The organism is Ignavibacteria bacterium, from assembly GCA_025612375.1.
In the GTDB taxonomy this organism is placed as follows: Bacteria; Bacteroidota; Ignavibacteria; order Ignavibacteriales; family SURF-24; genus JAAXKN01.
This window is the reverse complement of sequence record JAAXKN010000019.1, coordinates 25204-40791: the sequence shown is the minus strand read 5'-3', so window position 1 is coordinate 40791 and position 15588 is coordinate 25204. Positions and strand designations below refer to the sequence as shown.

Below are 15588 nucleotides of genomic sequence, written 5' to 3'. Positions count from 1 at the left end.
GGGTAATGGGGAACGAAGGAATTATTAAAATAATAATGCCGCAGGAAAGGAGCCTTTCCCGCAGCTAATAAACTGGTATCCTGCAGATGGTGCTACTTCAGGCCGAGCTCTTTAGCCATCCTGTAATAGTTCGGGGGAGCCAGCCCCAGCTTTTTTGCCGCTTCTGTATCAGAAGAGGAGTTTTCCCTGACAAATATGAAATATTTCTCCCTCACCATTTTTTCCATCTGCTTTAAGGGGATAACCTCACCTTCAGTAAAGAATTCAATACCATTAAGGCTTCCTGAAGACTGCTCATGCAGGTCGAAGCTTCCTATTACAAGCTTTGCCTGGAGGTAAGTTATCATCTTTTCGTCGCTGAAGAAAAATCTTTGTACAACGTTTATGAGTTCACGTATATTTCCCGGCCAGTCGTAATCAATAAGTATTTCCCAGGCGCTCTGGTCAATTTGAGGCTTCTCCTTACCCATATCAATACTCATTTTATTCATAAAATGGTCTATAAGAAGGTGGATATCGCTTTTCCTCTGCTTGAGAGGGGGCACAGAGATCGGGACGACGTTCAGCCTGTAGTAAAGGTCCTCCCTGAAGCGTTTAGCCCTCACCTCTTCTTCAATATTACGGTTTGTGGCGGCAATTATCCTCACATTGACCTTAATTTTTTCAGTCCTGCCAAGTTTTTCAAGCTCTCCTTCCTGTATAACCCTTAAAAGCTTCACCTGGGCTGAAAGCGGGAGCTCTGTTATTTCATCCAGAAAGACCGTACCGTTATTGGCAATTTCAAAGAGTCCCGGTTTTTTCTTATCTGCCCCTGTAAAGGCGCCTTTTTCATAGCCAAAAAGTTCACTTTCAATGAGGTCATTAGGAAGGCTTCCGCAGTTAATGGGCACAAAGTTCTCAAAACGGCGGGGGCTGTTGTAATGCAGGTTAAAAGCAATGATCTCCTTTCCAGTACCGGAGGCCCCTTTGATGAGAATGTTTACGTTGCTCTGCGAGTATTTTAATACGTCTTCCTTAAGGCGGGTCATTAAGACGGATTCGCCTATAATTTTCTTCTGTGCCAGTATGTCCTCAATGGTTCTTTTTAGTTTGAGGTTGGATTTATCCCTTTCTCTTTCCAAGAGGCACTTTTCAAAAGCATTAAAGATGCTGATAACGAAGTCAGTAGGCTGGTAGATATATTCCTCGATATCGCCCGGGTATTTGGTGCAGTACCAGAAGGCGCCGGCCTTCAGAAGTTTATTTGCAAAGTTAAAGTCGGTAAGGTTAATTGTCATTTTAGTGATAACAATGATCTGGATTGAAGAGTCAATCTCCTTGATCTTCTGTATCAGGGCCTCCCCCATAAGTCCGCCAGCTATCTGGAAATCCATAATAACGACGTGATATTTTTCCCTTTTGTCGTGCAGTATTTCAAGGGCATCTTTACCGTTTGAGACAATTTTGGAAATATGGATCTTTTCCTCAAACGGTTTTACTGTATTTTGCACCCTGCGGACGTCAAAATCCTCGTCTTCTATGAGCAGAACGCGAATCAAAGAACTGGATAGCATGTGAATTTTTCCTGATTTTATATCTATTATATATATGCAGTCAACGCGTCAAGTTAACTCTTATTTTATTAAGCCTTTATAGTAATAATAAACCTGCACCCTTTTTCCAGGTTTTCAGCGTCTATTTCCCAGCCGCAGCGCCTTGACATTTCGTAAGCGATGTAGCATCCGTAGCCCGAGTTCTGGAGTTCGGAGACTTTGCTGGTAACGTTTTCCTGGAATAATTTTTTAACACCGTTTTTGTTTACCTCCAGGAGGTCGGGCTGTATACCCTGGCCATCATCGGAAATAACAAGCGTAATTTTATTTAACTGGCTGTCGAACCGGGTAGTAACTGTAATTGTTATAAATTCACTTCCCCCGTGCTCAACCGAGTTCTGCATTAAGGGTTCAAGTATTTCCCAGACAACGAACTCATTTATCCCGATAACGGGCAGATTCTCATCCAGCTCCAGCTTAAAGTCGAAAGCATTTGAACGCGTGGAGGTGCGGAGGAATATATTGTCCACAATAAACCTTACAACCTCATTTAATTTTGTCCGGAAGAGCTGGTTTCTAATGGTCTGCACCGGGGGATCGTACCATTTCATGTCATAGATAACACGGGAGACAAAATTTGAGTACTTGGAGACCCTGTATTTGATATCGCTTGTATTGTCGGGGCTCAGCTGCCTGAGGTCATCCTTAATAAATCCCATTACCTTTTCGGCCTTATGGTGTGTATGGTATATCCTCTTTGTGAAGAGGAGCTCTTTTTCGTAGTTAATCTGTTTTTTAAGGTTCGTTTCGTGCGCCTCAAAGAGGAGTTTCTGCGCCTCATCCCTTTCCCTGACTGTGTAAGAAGATATAAAGTACATTGCCAGAAGTCCTAGTAAAATAAGGGAAAGATAGATTACAGACGTCTCATCAAAGCTCGAGATGATCTGGTTTGTAATAAGTGAAAAGTCGGGCGTATTCTTTATATACAGTGCTCCTATTACCTCACCCCTCAGGACAAAAGGGACAAATGTATTAAAAGTCTGCTTATCGGTTACAGTGCTGTAGATCTGTTCTTTTGACACCAGTTCTTCTTTTGCACTGTCATACATTGCAATTGCCTCTTTATGTGAAATTTTTGAGGCCGGAGGGTCTGAATTCTTAAACAGGAAGGAGAAGAGCACCTTCCCGTCATCAATGGCATAGACTTGCTTACCCTTATTTACTATAACACAGATTTCTTCAATATTATGCTGAAGGACCTGCTGGCTGAATATAATGTCGAAAGACTGTGTTATCCTGCTGATTTCATCCTCGTCCAGATTTTCCTTCGGGTTGATGCTTTCCAGGAGCAGTTCGAAAGATGTAGTAGTGAGGTTTGCCAGTTTTTCGGCTGAATCCTTCTGATACCACTTCTGTGTATTCGACAGAAATCCGTTAATTGAGGATTTATTAATGAACGAGAGAATAAGCTGAAAGGCAAACAGAATAATAAACAGCACCGTCAGGTGTCTGAACTCGAAATGGTATTCCTTAAATTTTTCCAGCAATTTTACTTTACTCATATATATTCATCACTTCATATCTATTCATCACTTGAGCAGAATGCTTTTTGAATTAATTTTTTCTGTTGCCTTATTCAGCGCCTCTTCAATGGGCATTTTATTCTGGATGGCAAGATTAAGATAGTAAGAGAGAATATCAGAAATGCTCGTATAGTGTTCGAGAAAAGGCCTGTGGATTCCACGGTCCAGCATTTTCCTGTAATTATTCAGTTCTTTGTGGGACTTCAGGAATTCCTTATCGCCATACAATTTTGTGTTTATAGGCAGATATCCCCCCTCTTCATAGAGCATTTTTTGCGCCTCGGGGCTCATAAGGTAATTGATGAAGACAACCGATTCTGGTATTCTGGAAGAGTATTTTGAAATCATAAGATTCCACCCCCCGTAGACCGAGACAGGTTTATGCCCTGCAAAGTGGGGTGTTGGAACCGCTTTAAGATTGCTATAGATAAATTTGCGGCTCATCTCATCCTTATAGTCCCTTAAGAACCCGGGCCAGCCGCGCAAAAAGATGCAGTTATTATCGATAAAATATTTGTAGCTCGGATTTTCCTTCAGGTTGGAGACTTCAGCCGGGGAAACATGGTATTTGTGTACCAGGTCAGTCAGAAGCCGTGCCGCCATAACGGCCTCAGGAGTATTTAATTTTATAGAGTCTCCTGAGACGATTGATCCTCCCTGTCCGGCAAGCATTTCCATAAAGCTGCATATGAGTCCCTCGTAATCATCGGCCTGAAAAACGAAGTATGGCTTTGCCCCGCCGGGGAGCTTATCCTTAAGTGCTATAAAATCGTCCCATGTTATTGAGGATTTGAGTTTGGATTTAATTTCCTCATAGCAGGGGAGGTTTCTCAGGAGGTCGTCCCTGTAATACATAAGAGCTATATCTATATATAAGGGGACTGCAATAAGTTCATTATTATAGTAACAGGACTGCATTGCGTAGCCCAGAAGGTTTCCCCTCTGAACCGGAGAGATATATTTTTCGAGCGGTATGCCCCATTTTACAAAACGGGGGACCCAGATCTGGTCAACTGCAAATATGTCTATTCTGTCACTTTTGCTGCGGAGGAAGCGGGTTAAGAGCTCCTTGCGTTCATTTGTGCTGAATTTTTCAAAAGGGAGGTTAATGGGCACAACCTCGATCTGGTTTTTGTACTTTTCGTTAAATTTGCCTATTACTTTCCCGAGTGCAGAGGAAATATGGTCCACATAATAGATCTTCTTAGCCTGCGAGCCGTCGCGGGCCTGAAATATGAGCGGCGATGAAACGTAGCCTATAAGAATAAAAGCGACAACCAGTACGGCGCTAATAATTACATAAAACAGCTTTTCAAATTTCACGAAGCGATTCTTTATTGATTTGTAATTCAAAAAATAATGAATTAAAGTTATCTGCCTGAAAAATCAGCTCACCAAATTTAATTAAATTTGCAAACTTTCCACGTATAATCGTAAGAAAGGGGGAAATTAATTAGCGCCGTGATCTTCCGCCCTTAAAGGGCTCAAAAAGCGCTGAAATTATCAATTTAATAATACTCCTTATTAAAATAATAAGCCCTTTATCAGCTGAGGGGATAAAACCCTGCAAATCAGTATGCACTTCAGGCTCCCACAGCTTATTTTAACTAAGGCATAATATTTGACCAACACCCAGTTGGGAAATATATATCTTGAGTAAAAGACGGGTTCGTAATGACCACAAGACGGGAATTTATTAAAAAAACAGCTTTAATAGCAGGGGCACTTGGCAGCTCAGGCTTCAGCTTTCCTTTTATTGGGAAATCTTATTCCAAGGAAGAGTTTTCCTTTGAAAGCAAAAGGCCTCCTCTAAAAGAAAGGAAATTCAGGAGTGAAGCCGTTGAGGAAAAAATTTCCAGCCTGAAGACTAAAATTAAGGACAGGGAAATCTCCTGGCTTTTTGAGAACTGTTTCCCCAATACGCTGGATACAACGGTGGAATCGGGCCGGTTTGAGGGTAAGCCTGACACATTTGTTATAACAGGCGACATACATGCCATGTGGCTAAGGGATTCATCGGCCCAGGTATGGCCTTATCTGCCTTTAATTAAGGATGACGCCCCTTTGAAAGAGATGATTGCAGGGCTGATAAACCGCCAGGCAAGGTGCATACTTCTGGATCCTTATGCCAATGCGTTCAATTTCGGGCCGACAGGAAGCGAATGGGCAAAGGACCTGACAGATATGAAGCCCGAGCTGCACGAAAGGAAGTGGGAAATTGATTCCTTGTGCTACCCCATACGTCTTTCGTACGGATACTGGAAAAATTCCCGGGACGCATCCATCTTTGATGCAAAGTGGCAGCAGGCGATGAAGCTTATAGTTAAGACGTTCCGTGAGCAGCAGCGTAAAAAAGGGAACGGGCCTTATTCTTTCCAGAGGGTTACAAGCTCGCTTTATGACACCGTGGCGATGAACGGGTGGGGAAATCCCACAAAGAAGGTGGGACTGATACACTCCATGTTCAGGCCTTCGGATGACTGCTGCATGTACCCGTTTTTAATTCCTTCAAACATGTTTGCAGCTGTTTCTTTAGACCAGCTTTATGAAATATTTTCTACAGAGCTTAAGGACAGGGCTTTTGCCGAAGAATGCAGGTCATTTTCAGCGGAGTTAAGTGAAGCAATTGAAATGTACGCAAAGGCGGAACACCTTAACTATGGAAGCCTCTACTGCTACGAGGCAGACGGATTCGGCAACAGGCTTTTTATGGATGACGCCAACGTTCCGAGCCTTCTTTCAATTCCGTATTTGGGATACAGGAAAAAAGACGATCCCTTATATATAAATACGAGGGCATTTGTGCTAAGCGCAGATAACCCATATTTCTTCAAAGGTACGGCTGGCGAAGGCATTGGAGGGCCGCACTGCGGGATGGATCAAATCTGGCCCCTGGGGATTACCATGAGGGCTCTTACCAGCCCGGAGGACAGGGAAATTCTTTATTGCCTTAAGATGCTTAAGGCGACACACGCTCAGACAGGCTTTATGCACGAGTCTTTCAATAAAGATAATGCGTCAAAATTTACAAGAAAATGGTTTGCCTGGGCGAATACACTTTTTGGTGAGCTAATAATCCAGCTGTATAATGAAAGGCCGCACATTCTGGATTCCGTGATTTAGGGTAAAAGAGTTTATATTAAAGCAGTTTCTTTTTAAAAAAGCTTATATTAATTAGTACATAAATAAAATGAATACGAAAAGCAAAAAACAATCTTAAAGGGAGATTATAATGGCTGTATCGAGTTCCACGATTGACGTTAAAAACCTGAAGACTGTACCCCAGCCTCAGGCTAATTACACACCGGCTCTGACTGTATTAACTTCACTGTTTTTCATGTGGGGTTTTCTGACGTGTCTTAATGACATCATCATTCCCCACCTTAAAGCAGTATTTTCACTGAACTACACTGAAGCAATGCTGATACAGTTCTGCTTCTTTGGGGCATATTTCCTTGTTTCACTGCCTTCAGGAATCCTTGTTGAAAAAATCGGTTATAAAAAAGGAATTATTATAGGCTTAATAACAGCAGGAATCGGCTGCCTGTTCTTTTATCCTGCTGCCGGCCTCAGATCTTATCCAATGTTCCTCCTGGCACTTTTTATTCTTGCCGCCGGAATAACACTTCTTCAGGTAGCTGCAAACCCTTACGTTGCAATACTTGGAAAGCCTGAGACAGCTTCAAGCCGTCTTAACCTGACACAGGCTTTTAATTCTCTCGGCACCACAATAGCACCTTTCTTTGGTTCTCTTTTAATACTTTCGGTTGCAGTTAAAAGTGCCGATGCTATTGCCCAATTAAGCCCGGCAGAACTTTCGGCTTATCAGGCAACAGAAGCCGCCGCTGTACAGGTGCCTTATTTAGGCCTGGCTGCAGCCTTGTTCGTGATAGCAGGCGTATTTGCAATATTCAAGCTTCCTGTAATTGAAGCCGCCAGTGCAGGTTCGGCAGACGGAAGCGGCCAGAGCCTCGATCAGAATCATGAAAGTGCATGGGGCTACAAGCACCTGGTCTTAGGCGCAATAGGAATTTTTGTTTACGTAGGAGCTGAAGTTTCAATAGGAAGCTTTTTAGTAAACTATCTCGGACAGCCTTTTGTTGCAGGACTTCCGGAAGCACAGGCAGGAAAATTTGTTTCATTTTACTGGGGCGGCGCAATGATAGGGCGCTTTATAGGTTCAGCCGTCCAGAGAAAGATTAAGCCGGGAGCAGTACTTGCATTTAATGCTTTTGTTGCCTCTGCTTTGGTTATAATTACCATGATTACAACAGGGCAGGTTGCAATGTGGTCAATTCTTTTAATAGGTCTTTTCAATTCCATCATGTTCCCGACAATCTTCACTCTTGCAATTGACGGCCTCGGAAAGCATACCGGACAGGCCTCGGGCATTCTTTGCATGGCAATTGTAGGCGGCGCGCTCATTCCTCTTTTGCAGGGTTTCTTTGCTGACAATATCGGCATTCACCATGCATTCTTCCTGCCAGCAATCTGCTACCTGTTCATAGCTTACTATGGACTTAAAGGCCACGTTCCTTCCCACTTAAAGAGGGCTTAAGAATATGGCAAAAGTTGACGTAACTCTTGGGATTGATATTGGCGGGACAAATACGGTTTTCGGTTTTGTAGACAAAGAGGGCAACTGCCTCATTGAGTCCTCAATACCCACATGTTCAAATGAAAAGGCCGACAAGCTTTTTGCAAGGCTTTATCCGGCGGTCAATGAAACTTTTGCAAAGATTTCAGAGAAGTGCAATTTTATAGGCATAGGCATTGGCGCTCCCAATGCCAATTATTATAAAGGAACTGTTGAACAGCCCCCTAACCTGAACTGGGGGACTGTAAACGTAATCGAAATGGTAAAAAAATATTACGACATTCCTTCAGCCATTACAAATGACGCTAACGCCGCGGCAATAGGTGAGATGCAGTTCGGCGCGGCCAGGGGGATGAAGGATTTTATCGTTATTACGCTTGGGACCGGTCTTGGAAGCGGCATAGTGGTAAACGGAAGTCTTGTTTACGGCCACGACGGTTTTGCCGGCGAAGTAGGCCACACGATTTATGACCCTGAGGGGCGGCACTGCGGCTGCGGCAGGCAGGGATGCCTTGAGACCTATGCCTCGGCAAGCGGAATCCGCAGAACCGTCTACGAGCTCATTTGCGACACAACGATTGAAAGTGAGCTTAGAGGTGTAAGTTTTAACGACCTCACGGCTAAAATGATTTATGAAGCCGCAGCAAAAGGGGACAAGCTTGCACTTGAGGCATTTGAGTTTACGGGAAAAGTCCTGGGCATAAAGCTCGCCGATGCAGTAGCTCACACAAGTCCCGAGGCCATAATTCTCTTTGGCGGCCTTGCCGCCTCGGGAGATCTCATTTTTGAACCGACAAAGCGCTACATGGAAAAGTATATGCTTAACATATTCAAGAATAAGGTTAAGCTTCTGCCATCGGCCCTTACAAAAGGCAATACCGCGGTTTTAGGGGCAAGCGCTTTAATCTGGAACGAACTTGAGAAAACTCAGAAAAGCTGAACGATTAATTTTAAGGAACACGCCTTTTAGGGCGTGTTCTTTTTTTCTACTGAAAACTTCTTATACAAACACCTGAATAATTAAACACTGTAACCCGGACTAATTTAATGATGAAAAAATTCCTTTTAATGTCGTTCCTGTCTATTGGTCTGTTAAACGTTTCGTGCAAAAAAGATGAGCAAAACCCAATGCAGCCTGAAACAACATCAATTGAAAAGAAAGTCGAGGACCTGCTTTCTCAGATGACGCTGGAAGAAAAAATCGGCCAGATGACGCAGGCCGAAAGAGCTTCCGTAAAACCTGAAGATGTGCGCGACTATTTTATCGGCTCTATTCTAAGCGGAGGTGGAAGCGCCCCGCAGGATAACTCAGCCCCGGGCTGGGCAAATATGTATGATGGTTTCCAGACGTACGCTCTTAAGACGCGCCTAAAAATACCTCTTATATATGGAGTTGATGCGGTTCACGGGCACAATAATGTCAAAGGTGCCGTAATATTCCCTCACAACATTGCCCTTGGCTGTACGCGTAACCCATCCCTAGTAGAAAAAGCAGCCAGAATAACTGCCGAGGAGATTGCCGCTACAGGCATAGACTGGACTTTTGCCCCCTGCATTGCAGTAGTAAGAAACGAAAGGTGGGGGCGCACATACGAAGGTTTCGGGGAGACTCCGGAACTCCAGGCAATGATGGCCGAGGCTGCAGTTAAAGGATTTCAGGGAAGCGAGTTTGACAGCCCCGCCTCAGTCCTTGCCTGCGCCAAGCATTTTGTAGGCGACGGCGGAACAACTGACGGGCACGACCAGGGCAATACCGTTATAGATGAAGAAACTTTAAGGAAAGTGCACCTTCCGGGTTACATTGCAGCCATTAAAGCCGGTGTGGGGTCCATTATGGTTTCTTTCAGCAGCTGGAACGGCGTTAAGATGCACTCGCATAAGTACCTTCTTACAGACGTTCTGAAAAATGAGCTGGGATTTAAGGGTTTTCTCGTTTCCGACTGGGCCGGAATTGAACAGCTGCCGGGAGACTATAAAACCCAGGTGGCAACAGCCATTAATGCAGGGCTTGACATGGCAATGGAGCCCGGCAACTGGAAACAGTTTATAACTGCAATGAAGGAACTGGTTCAGGAAGGGAGGATTCCCATGGCAAGAGTAGACGATGCCGTAAGGCGCATTTTAAGGGTAAAACTTCAGATGCACCTGTTTGAAAATCCCTACACGGATAAAAGTTTAATTGCTTCTTTTGGCTCAGACGCCCACAGGGAAGTTGCCAGGCAGTGCGTCCGGGAATCAATGGTATTGTTAAAAAACTTGAACAATATGCTTCCGCTGTCCAAAGGCGCGAAGAATATCATAGTCGCCGGGAAAAACGCCAACGACATCGGCAATCAGTGCGGCGGCTGGACAATAAGCTGGCAGGGGCAGAGCGGAAACATAACAACAGGCACAACAATTCTTCAGGCAATTAAGAATACAGTTTCAGCAGCAACTAAGGTTACTTATTCAGCCGACGGTTCCGGCGCACAGGGAATGGACTTTGCAATTGCTGTAATAGGCGAGACTCCGTATGTTGAAGGCGGGGGCGACCGCACGGACCTCAGGCTTTCAGCCGAAGACATAAGAGTAGTTACAAACCTTAAGAACGCCGGCATTCCCGTTGTTACTGTACTCGTCTCAGGAAGGCCCATGATAATAAGCGACATTATTAATAAAACAGACGCCTTTATGGCAGCCTGGCTGCCGGGGAGTGAGGGGCAGGGCGTTGCAGACATTCTTTTCGGGGACTACAAACCCACGGGCAAGCTTTCACACAGCTGGCCCCAAGCGATGACACAGATTCCGATTAACGCCGGCGACAAGACCTATGAGCCTTTATTTGAATACGGCTTTGGCCTTTCTTTTTAAGGATCTTTGGTTAAGACATTTATAGTTCAGACATTTTTTTGTTCTAATATTAACTAATAAACTATCTATTCTAATGAGGTAATGATGAAAAGATCAAAAGGAATAGTACTTCTTGCTGTTCCACTACTTGCTTTATTTTTGTTTACCGGAGGCACTCCGAAGGTAAAAAAGCAGAAAACACTGGTGAAAGTGGATTCTCTGCTCTCTATAATGACTTTAGATGAAAAGATCGGACAGATGACACAGGTTGACATGGATGCCCTTGATGACCTGGAAGATATTAAGACACTTGCTTTGGGATCGATGTTAAGCGGCGGAAACTCGGAACCTAAGGACATTTCACCCGAAGGCTGGGCCAATGTTTACGACAAATACCAGTCATATGCACTGCAGAGCCGCCTTAAGATACCGATGATATACGGAATTGACGGCGTTCACGGCCACAATAATGTTAAAGGTGCAGTAATATTTCCTCACAACGTGGGCCTGGGTGCAACAAATAACCCTGGTCTGGTTGAAAAAGCCAATCATGTAATTGCCGAAGAGATCGCTGGAACAGGAATCGACTGGACATTTGCCCCGTGCGTTGCCGTTCCGAGGAACGAAAAGTGGGGACGCACATACGAAGGCTTTGGCGAGACTCCTGAAATTACAAAAACCATGTCGAGGGCTTCAGTACTTGGATTGCAGGGCAAGAAACTTTCAGACGGAAGTTCAATCCTTGCATGCGCAAAGCACTTTGCCGGTGACGGCGGAACGATGAACGGAAAAGATCAGGGAAATACAGTCTGCGACGAAAAGACATTCCGCAAACTCTTCCTCCCCGGTTATGCTGAGGCCATAAAGGCCGGAGTTACAACAATAATGGTTTCCTACAGCAGCTGGAACGGCGTTAAGATGCACCAGCACAAGTACCTCCTTACCGACGTTCTGAAAAAAGAGCTTGGCTTTAAGGGATTCCTCGTTTCAGACTGGGCAGCAATTGACCAGATTTCTCCGGACTTCAAGGAGGACGTTGAGCTTTCAATCAATGCCGGGCTGGATATGATAATGATACCGAACGGCTCACAGAAAAAGAACAACTACAAAGAATTCATTAAAGACTTAAAAGAGCTGGTTCAGGAAGGAAAAGTTCCTGTTGCAAGAATTGATGACGCCGTAAGAAGAATTCTTAAGGTTAAATTCGACATGGATCTGTTCAATCATCCTTACACAGACAAGGCTTTAACGGCAAAGATAGGCTCCAAAGAGCACAGGGAAGTTGCCCGCGAATGCGTAAGGCAGTCGCTTGTTCTTCTTAAGAACTCGAACAATACGCTTCCAATTTCAAAGAACTTAAAGAGAATACACGTTTCCGGAAGAGGCGCTGGTGATATAGGAATGCAGTGCGGCGGCTGGACAATAAGCTGGCAGGGGCAGTTAGGTGACGTTACAACAGGCGGCACAACTGTACTTCAGGCAATAAAGAATACCGTTCCTTCGACAAACGTTACTTTCTCCAAAGACGGTTCAGGCGCCGAAGGAGCCGACCTGGGTGTTGTGGTTGTAGGTGAAAACCCCTATGCAGAAATGCTTGGCGATACAAGCGACCTCAGTCTGAATCCTGAAGACATAAAGGCAATTGAACAGGTTAAAAAAGCCGGTATTCCGGTAGTTGTAGTGCTCTTTTCAGGAAGGCCACTAATAATTGACCCGGTCTTAAAGTATACAGATGCTTTCGTGGCAGCCTGGCTGCCGGGAACTGAGGGGCAGGGAATAGCAGACGTGCTCTTCGGAGACTATAACTTTACAGGCAAGCTGACACACTCATGGCCGAAGACAATGTCGCAGGTTCCGATAAACATCGGGGACAAGAATTACGATCCCCTTTTCAAATACGGTTTTGGGTTACATTATGATAAAAAAGTGACGAAGAAATAAGTCACAGGTCAATCTGATTTCCCCCTCCATACTGAAACGTTTCAGTAAAATACGGAGGGGGATTCTTTATTTAAACAAATTTGTAAATTGCTTCCCGGGTGAAAAAGGAAGTAATTTATGCTCTTTTTCCGAGTGTTCCAGAAAAGAAAAGGTGCGGTTTTACTGAAAAATTTTGACATAATTTTATTCTGCAATATTACAGATATTTACTAAAAAAGGCAGATTTCAGCAGAACCAGGATTTTTAAACTTTTTCAGGGGAACACATTTATGGCACATTTTACAATGCAATTAAGGATTAGCCCTTATGAAGAAACTAATAATTGCAGGGTTATTTTTAGCCGGCATGAACTTCTTTACTGGCTGCTCTGCCACAAAGGAGACAACTGATATGAAAACTTCCCGCCAGCAGATCAAGCATTTATCAAAATTAGTCAAGACCAGGGTTTCAACCGATTACCTTCTTTATCTACCGCAGGATTACGGCAAAGATGAAAAGAAGTGGCCTTTAGTACTTTTCCTGCATGGGGCAGGTGAAAGGGGTTCTGATATAAATATTGTTAAAAGGCACGGGCCCCCGAAACTTGTTGAACAGGGGAAGGACTTTCCTTTTATTCTTGTTTCACCGCAGTGCCCCGAGGACCAGATGTGGTCCATCGGCACGCTTGACTCACTTATAAATGAGATTCAGGATAAATACGAAATTGATCCCGCGAGGCTCTACGTTACGGGCCTCAGCATGGGAGGCTACGCAACGTGGAAAATGGCAGAAACTTATCCCGACAGGTTTGCAGCCATTGCGCCCATATGCGGCTGGGGTAACGTTTCTACGGTCTGCAGCCTGAAGCACCTTCCCATCTGGACATTCCACGGGAAGAAGGACCGCTCGGTACCTTTTGATAAATCCGAAGAACTAGTAAACGCGCTCAAAAAATGCGGAGGAAACATTCAGTTTACCGTATATCCCGATGCCGGGCACGACTCCTGGACCGAGACCTACAACAATCCTAAGCTTTATGAGTGGATGTTAAAACAAACCAATAACCATTATGACTGAAACTGAAAGGCCGCGCTTAAGCGCGGCCTTTCAGTCCGTTTTTTCCTTTTATTCTTATTTAATATTACCGGGGAGGATAATTCCAGATGTTAAAGAGGTCCGCCTGTTTTATAACAAAATTAAGTTTCCTGTTAGTCTCTATGTCTACATTTTTAACTGCCGGCACAGATACGCTTAAAGCCACAGACCGCCCATGGAAAGGGAGCTCCATACTGGGTAACGGGCAGGTTTGCGCCGTATATTCAGATGACGACAGGATAAGCGCCATCTCGAAGCTCAGAGGCCTTCAGCACTTCTACTATAAGGATTATACGGCTGACTACATTGCATCCACCTCATTTACACTTACCGATGAAGCCCCGGGACGCATGCGGCTTCACAAGAATAACAGCAAATCTATCGGCATGGAGAATTTTTTTACTACGCTTACGCGCGCAGCAACCGAAGGGGGCAAGGTTACAAAGGTTCGCTGCTTTGTGCACCCTAAAGACGCGGTCATTTTATCCCTGGAAGTTGAAGGCGCCGGAGCTTCACACGCACAGAAGTTTGAAATGCTTTTAAGAAAAAGCATAATAACAGACCGCAGGACCACGCTTACCTCGCTTAGGAAGGAAGGAAACACTGCCTATGCCGTGTGGTCAAACGGGACTGTAATAGCCGTTGCACCAAAGTTTTCCAGACACATACTTGAAGTAAGTGACTCCACAATTTCAATATACGGCCAGGTTAAAAACAAGGAACTGCTTGAAGTAATAACCGTTGCCGCCGGAAGCACTGAGGAGGCAAAAGAAAAAATAAAGTCTCTTAAGGATGAGGCGGATCTTAAGAAGACAGCCTCTGAGTACTGGACGAAGTGGCTTAAAAAAGGCAAAATGCCCCAGTTTAGCGGTGCCGAAGGTGAAAAGTATCTGGAATTCTACAAAAGAAATTTATACGCCGTTAAGTCCGCAAACTTAAACGGCATGATTCCAGCCGACATAACAGGGCAGTTTGTAACAAACAACATGCCGCAGCTTTACCCGAGAGACGCCATGATGGCAGCCAGGGTTTTCCTTCTTACAGGTCACACAGAAGAAGCCGAAAGCGTAATTAAATTCTGGATGAATCCTGAAATACCAAAGAAATCCAAAGGTGAATTCTTTGCGCGATATGACGCATATACAAAAGCAGTAGACGCCGGAAGCGGAGCCCGTTATGACGAGCCGGAGTGGGATGCTAACGGGTATTTAATTCAGCTGATAAATGAATACCATAAATTGACCGGAAAGTGGCTTTCAGAAAAGGATTTTATCTATGAACTGGCAGACTTTCTTGTAAGCCACATAGACAAAAAGGGCCTTCTTTTTGAAGGAGGGATTGTGGAGTGGACGGGGTACCTGCCTTCAACCAATATGACAAGCTCCGCGGCACTTAAGACGGCGTCGGAATTTGCCGGTCTGCAGGGTGACAGGGAAAAGTCAGAAGCATATAAAGCCGCATCTGAAAAAATCGCGTCTTCACTTATAAAGATGTTTGACAGGAAAAGGGAGATACTTGCTGACGTGAGGTCATTCGGAAGAAAGTCTGAAGGAAACGTAAGCATTACAGAGCCATCCAAAGACACATTATTCCTCTGGGACACCTCAATGAACTTTGGGGTATTGTGGGGATTTCCGGATAACGATATGGTTAGAAAAACAAATGATTTTATACAGAAGAACAACGTTAAGGCCGGCGGCGGCGTGCAGTACTTTGAGGCTCCCGATCCGGGCTTAAGCGGCTACGGAAGCGACCTGTTCTTTTTTACAACTCCCGCCTCAGCGCAGTACCAGATTTTATACGGAAGTAAAGACGCTGCAAAAATGCATATAGACTGGATGATCAGTAACGCCAACTCATACGGGCTTATGCCTGAAAGGATTTACTTAAATCAGTCGGACTGCAGCCCGGCTTCACCTCTATCCTGGTGCAACGCCGAATTTGCAGCTACAATTTTAATGTTCAGCAGGAAATAAAAGGTCAAAGCCACTGAAAAGAGTTCAGGGCTTGAAAGGAGATAAAAAGGGTAACA

General features: G+C 44.5%; 10 protein-coding genes. 7 read left to right on the top strand and 3 right to left on the bottom strand.

Features of this window, described 5'->3' with window-relative positions:
- Positions 1 to 92: 92 nt before the first annotated feature.
- The 3 genes from HF312_12350 to HF312_12340 all read right to left on the bottom strand — a co-directional run bounded on the left by HF312_12350 (position 93) and on the right by HF312_12340 (position 4438).
- Complete coding sequence (locus HF312_12350; protein MCU7521001.1) at positions 93 to 1553, bottom strand: sigma-54-dependent Fis family transcriptional regulator; 1461 nt, start codon at positions 1551 to 1553, stop codon at positions 93 to 95.
- A gap of 68 nt (positions 1554 to 1621) precedes the next feature.
- On the bottom strand, positions 1622 to 3094 hold the full coding sequence (locus tag HF312_12345) for an ATP-binding protein (GenBank protein MCU7521000.1): 1473 nt from the start codon (positions 3092 to 3094) through the stop codon (positions 1622 to 1624).
- Positions 3095 to 3121: 27 nt separating this feature from the next.
- A complete protein-coding gene (locus tag HF312_12340; protein MCU7520999.1) occupies positions 3122 to 4438 on the bottom strand; it encodes an extracellular solute-binding protein in 1317 nt (438 codons plus the stop codon).
- Positions 4439 to 4789: 351 nt separating this feature from the next.
- Between HF312_12340 and HF312_12335 the strand changes: the two genes are divergently transcribed.
- The 7 genes from HF312_12335 to HF312_12305 all read left to right on the top strand — a co-directional run bounded on the left by HF312_12335 (position 4790) and on the right by HF312_12305 (position 15532).
- Positions 4790 to 6238, top strand: coding sequence for a glycoside hydrolase family 125 protein (locus HF312_12335; GenBank protein MCU7520998.1), 1449 nt, complete (start codon positions 4790 to 4792; stop codon positions 6236 to 6238).
- Positions 6239 to 6347: 109 nt separating this feature from the next.
- Positions 6348 to 7673 carry an L-fucose:H+ symporter permease gene (fucP, locus tag HF312_12330; protein ID MCU7520997.1) on the top strand — a complete coding sequence of 442 codons (1326 nt, stop codon included), beginning with the start codon at positions 6348 to 6350 and terminating at the stop codon, positions 7671 to 7673.
- Positions 7674 to 7677: 4 nt separating this feature from the next.
- Entirely contained in the window at positions 7678 to 8652 is a 975-nt protein-coding gene (locus tag HF312_12325; GenBank protein MCU7520996.1) for an ROK family protein, read from the top strand.
- A 110-nt stretch (positions 8653 to 8762) separates the two neighbouring features.
- Positions 8763 to 10562 (top strand): beta-glucosidase, encoded by a 1800-nt coding sequence (locus HF312_12320; protein MCU7520995.1) that lies wholly within the window; start codon positions 8763 to 8765, stop codon positions 10560 to 10562.
- A gap of 84 nt (positions 10563 to 10646) precedes the next feature.
- Complete coding sequence (locus HF312_12315; protein ID MCU7520994.1) at positions 10647 to 12482, top strand: beta-glucosidase; 1836 nt, start codon at positions 10647 to 10649, stop codon at positions 12480 to 12482.
- Positions 12483 to 12872: 390 nt separating this feature from the next.
- The gene (locus HF312_12310; GenBank protein ID MCU7520993.1) at positions 12873 to 13538 is read left to right on the top strand and encodes a prolyl oligopeptidase family serine peptidase; all 666 of its coding nucleotides are present in this window, start codon (positions 12873 to 12875) and stop codon (positions 13536 to 13538) included.
- A gap of 140 nt (positions 13539 to 13678) precedes the next feature.
- A complete protein-coding gene (locus HF312_12305) occupies positions 13679 to 15532 on the top strand; it encodes a hypothetical protein (protein MCU7520992.1) in 1854 nt (617 codons plus the stop codon).
- Positions 15533 to 15588 lie beyond the last annotated feature (56 nt).